Origin of the sequence: Chryseobacterium sp. C3, from assembly GCF_014218905.1 — a bacterium.
Taxonomy (GTDB): domain Bacteria; phylum Bacteroidota; class Bacteroidia; order Flavobacteriales; family Weeksellaceae; genus Chryseobacterium; species Chryseobacterium mucoviscidosis.
Genome location: NZ_JACLCU010000020.1, coordinates 1 through 4,541 on the forward strand (window position 1 = coordinate 1; position 4,541 = coordinate 4,541).

The 4,541-nt window shown below is 37.6% G+C and carries 3 protein-coding genes; all 3 read right to left on the reverse strand.

Going from position 1 to position 4,541, the window contains the following annotated elements; all coding sequences use genetic code 11:
* Positions 1-884: DUF6443 domain-containing protein (locus H6W53_RS21325; RefSeq protein ID WP_228457855.1), on the reverse strand; the 884-nt coding region annotated here is incomplete at its 3' end.
* A 7-nt stretch (positions 885-891) separates the two neighbouring features.
* A complete protein-coding gene (locus H6W53_RS21330) occupies positions 892-4,284 on the reverse strand; it encodes a hypothetical protein (RefSeq protein ID WP_185209609.1) in 3,393 nt (1,130 codons plus the stop codon).
* A gap of 5 nt (positions 4,285-4,289) precedes the next feature.
* Positions 4,290-4,541, reverse strand: a 252-nt coding sequence (locus H6W53_RS21335) for a T9SS type A sorting domain-containing protein (RefSeq protein WP_185209611.1), incomplete at its 5' end; no start/stop codon positions are given.

The window sequence follows — 4,541 nt, forward strand, 5'->3', positions numbered from 1 at the left end:
TCTTTTCCGGGCAGTCTTTTTTCAACCAGACGGTCTCTTCCGTCGTACCGGTACTGGTAGCAGAGCTCGTTTAAAATGGCATCCGTAATCAGGTTACTGTTATCTGAAATCTGTTTTACCGCTTTCGGGGAAAGGACGAAAGCCAGCTGGTTGTACTCGTTGTACACGTAATACGTGTCCACATTCTGTGCCCCGTCGTTTCTGCGCACCAGAATCGTCTGTCCCTGTCCGTTTTTAAATTCCGTTACAGGATTTCCGTCCTCATCGGTAACGGTATTTTTGTACAGTGTTGCGGCAGAATAATATCCTGAATTATCTGAAGAAACCGAAAGCGTGGAAACCGTGGTGGAAACATTGTTCACGGTACTGGTGGTTGTACTGGTGATAAATTTCTTCACCTCTGTTCCCAGGTTGGTTTCGTACTTCAGCTTCTGGGTGTGTCCCGAGCTCATCTTCCATGGCTCTCCCGGGCTTGCCTGCTGCAATACCCTGTCCAGCGGGGAGTTTTCCATTTCCTTTTCAGAATATGCATTGGAAACCCCGTAATAGGAGTTGGCAGCCGTTTCATCGGTAATTCCGGTATGGATGGAGGAGTTCTGGGTGGCGGCAGGCACGGGAAGGATGGTTTTCACCTGTCTTCCGAAGCCGTCATAGGTAACGGGCGTTACCAGGTCTTTTCCGCCGGGTGCCGATTTTACACTGATGATTTGCTTAGGTCTTCCCAGACCGTCAAAGTAAGTGATGGTCTCGGATTTCCGGCTGCAGTCGTCATTCAGACAGCTTTGGGACTGTATGTAGTTCTCGTTCTGGGACTGTGCAAAGGACATCGCGGCAATGCTCAGCCCCAACAGGGAGAATGCTTTGGTTGTACTGTATTTTCTCATGTTTGTGTTATGGTTTGTAGTTGTACTTGTTTTCAGACACTTTTTTGTTGATATAGCTTCCTGCGCTGTTTTTTCCTCTTACTCCTGTTTCTTTCAGCCTGTTTGCCGGATCGTAGGTGTAAGTCTGTCTTACCCCGGACGGAGGGGTGATGCTGGTTACCCCGATCAGCGGATCATAAGTGTAGGTGGAGATCAGCTTTCCTGAAAGAGCCGGCTGTTTCCTGAAGCTGTTCAGGGCATCGAGAAGAAGGCTTTCCTGTGCAGGATCTGCGGCATCATTGTCGGACGCCGTTACAATCCCTGAAACCGGAACTGCGGAAGTCAGTTGGTCGTAAGTGATTCCCTCCACCTTGGCAATGGGTTGGGTTTTGTTATATCCCCAGACAATGGCTACCGGAATTCCTTCTTTGGTGGTGTACTGAAGGATGTTTCCTTTTTCATCGTATCTGTCGTAGGTAACATCGGTGGATGAAGTACCGCTGAGTTTATCATACGATTTCTGGGATAACGGAAGCACGAGATTTCCTGCCTGAAGCGTAGGAAGGGAAGCCGGGTAAACCGTTTCTGTTTTGCCCAGTGTTTTGGTAACACCGCCAACGGTTTGCGTAACGGTGGTTTCCAAAGGGATGCCGATCATGTTTTTACTGATCATTAACTGGTTGTTTTTTTCGTGGGCGTACTGGTAATTTGTCTCTGTGATGCTGTTATCAGGATTAGTTATTATTTGTTTTGTTATCTGATGATGAGTTGGATACAAGCTTTTATATTCTGCTTTTGTAATTACTTCATTTCCATTAAAGATATCTTTAGACTCTTTAGAATAATCCGGTTCATCAAAGTTTTTAAAATTATAATAGAAAAAATGTGCCCCTAAATAAACTTGATTTGGTCCTGTCATCATATAAGTAAAATCTTTAGGCTTTATTACTCTGTCATAATCTAAGCCATAGACTCTTTTTAAATTTTTGCCAGCAGTCATTACATTTTGGTAATCATAAACTTCTATTTTTTTGTCTGAATAATTAACAAAAATAGACTTACCATTCATAGGGTTTTCGTAACAAGGTACAGAACCTGACTGTAATCCATCTCCTATTCCGCTATTAAAAAAGCATGAACCAACATAGCTTCCCCACAAATATTTATTATCAAAACCATGCGAAATACTATTGCGTTCACCGGTAGCAGGATTTACTCTGAATTCCCTTGCTTCAGTATAGGCTATTAGCGATCCGTTCCCTGTCTGCATAGGAAATCTGCTTTGTGATGTTACAAACAATCTTCCTGGAGTTGTCTGAAGAAAGTCTAATTCAAATAATGACAACCCACTTTCTATACCTTCAGATTTGTAATCATATTCTTTTATAGTTGGATTAATATTATTTTCATAATTCTCAATTTTCTTAATTCTTAATCCTCCAAAAGGAACCTCGGTACCATATTGAGTCATTTTAGCTAAAGTTGTATCAATTACCTTATTTTTAAAACTGATCGTAGCTTCATGCTGATTATAATCGAAAACCTGAGTATAAGGAAGGTTTTTTCCTGCATATAGTTCTACCTTTAATTGTAGTCCATTAGATAGTTTATTTCTAGGTATTTCTAAAGTTCTTGTTACATTATTTCTCAGTAATGATTTAGGTATAATGATTTCATTATTGTTATCAATAACGGAATAATAAATGGAGCAACTGTTGCTTAAGGGGAGAGAGTCATCAGGATAAATACATTGATTAGTTGTTGTAAATAATTCAACTGTCTGCATTGCTTTAGTAGTTACCTGATCCGCTGAAATATTTAAAGGATACTGATATACCTTATTTAGCATCGGAGTTATATTCTCATTTGTTGAAAAGAGATGATCTTGCAGAACAAACGGAATAATATCATGAATTTTTTGCTGTTGCGAAGTATTATATTCATGAAAAACACCTCTATTACTTTCAAATTGAAATTTTGTTTTCCCTCCTGTTGGATAGAGAATTTCTTCTAAAATTCCAGCTTTTGCAAAAGCTGGTTTTACATCTCTGTTATTGTCTTCTTCCATAACTAGATCAATACTGGGTGTTAATCCCAGATTATTATCTTGTCCGTTATAATATCCCCACCAATCCCTTGCATAAGACAGCCTGTTGGGTAAAGGAAGATTATTATAACTGAATTGATATGATACAGGTTTGGGAGTTTGAGAATTGAATATGACTTTCCTCAGCATAAGCCTCTTGGAAATGTCGTTTTCATTTTCAAATCTATTGCAAGTATATTTTGGAGATACAGAAGTACTTATCATATAATCATAATCAAAAGATATTCTGTTGACTAAACCCGATTTACTTTTTATATCAATACCATTTAATTTTTTACCATATATAGTATAATCTAAACGTTCATTTTTATTGAAAGTTACTTCTCCAAAATTTCCCCAAATTCTACTTATATATAAATTTGTTCCTTTAGTTTTTGAATAGTTTGTATAAACAATATTCCTTCCATCATCAGGAAAAGCAGTTTCATCATACGCAACTGTTTTTATTTGGTTAATTAGGTCACAATCTTCATAAAGAACAGAGTCATATTCAAAATTAAGAATATGATTACTTGGACTAATAATTTTTGATAATATCCATGTACTGTTATAAATTTGATCTTTAATTGAGGTTTCTGTTCCAATAGATGTTCCTCCGATGGTATAAGTATGTTGTGCAATTATTTTATTTCCTGCAATGTATATGTATTTAAATCCTTGAGGAGTTATAATTTCCCAATTTCCGGTAGAAGAAATATAATCAATCTTATAATCCGAATCAGGAAATTGTACAATGTGACCAATGGGATGTTCTACATCTCTCTCCTGATTAACCATAAACGAAATACTTTTACCATCGGGAAGTGTTATTCTATAATCATCTGATTCTAAATCCAACTGACCATCTTTATACAGATTTCCTATAATGCTACATTGTGGACAAACGTTAGTAATTTCAGTAAGCGGAATATTTGGACCAACAGTACTTTCTATATTATAAACATTTTCGACTTTATAATTTGTTTCATAGAAAAAACCTTGCGGAAAATCATCAGGAACTTGTCTTACATTTCTAATTAAGGTTGGAACAGATAAATTCCATCCTAATCCAACCCAGGAAGCTCTTTCACCTACTGTTATTCCGGTACTGTTATAAGATAATTTAATATCAAAATTGATATCACCTTCTTGTATATTGTAAACAGGAATTGAAATATCCGGACTTCCTGTGTATAATGAAACTGGTGTTTCAAATGACTTTAAAATTGCGTTTACTTCTGGTGGCTGTGGCGTAATATTTTGGATATGATCCATTTTTTGCCCGTAAATATTTAAAAATATATTTGTAATAAGTATGGTTATTATTTTCTTCATCATATTTATTTTTTAATCATTTTAGCATTCGCCGTTTTATCACTGGTTTTCACCACCACCAGATACGCCCCCTGAATCAGCGGCTGGGTATTGATCTTGGTGATCTTGTTTTTCGTTTTTACCGTTTCAAGCTTTCTTCCGCCCATGTCGTACACCGCAATTTCAGCCTCAAACGTTCCTTCTCTCAAGCCCTCAAACCCAAGCTCCACATACACATAATCCGTTACCGGGTTCGGGTAGATCCTAATATCCTGCTT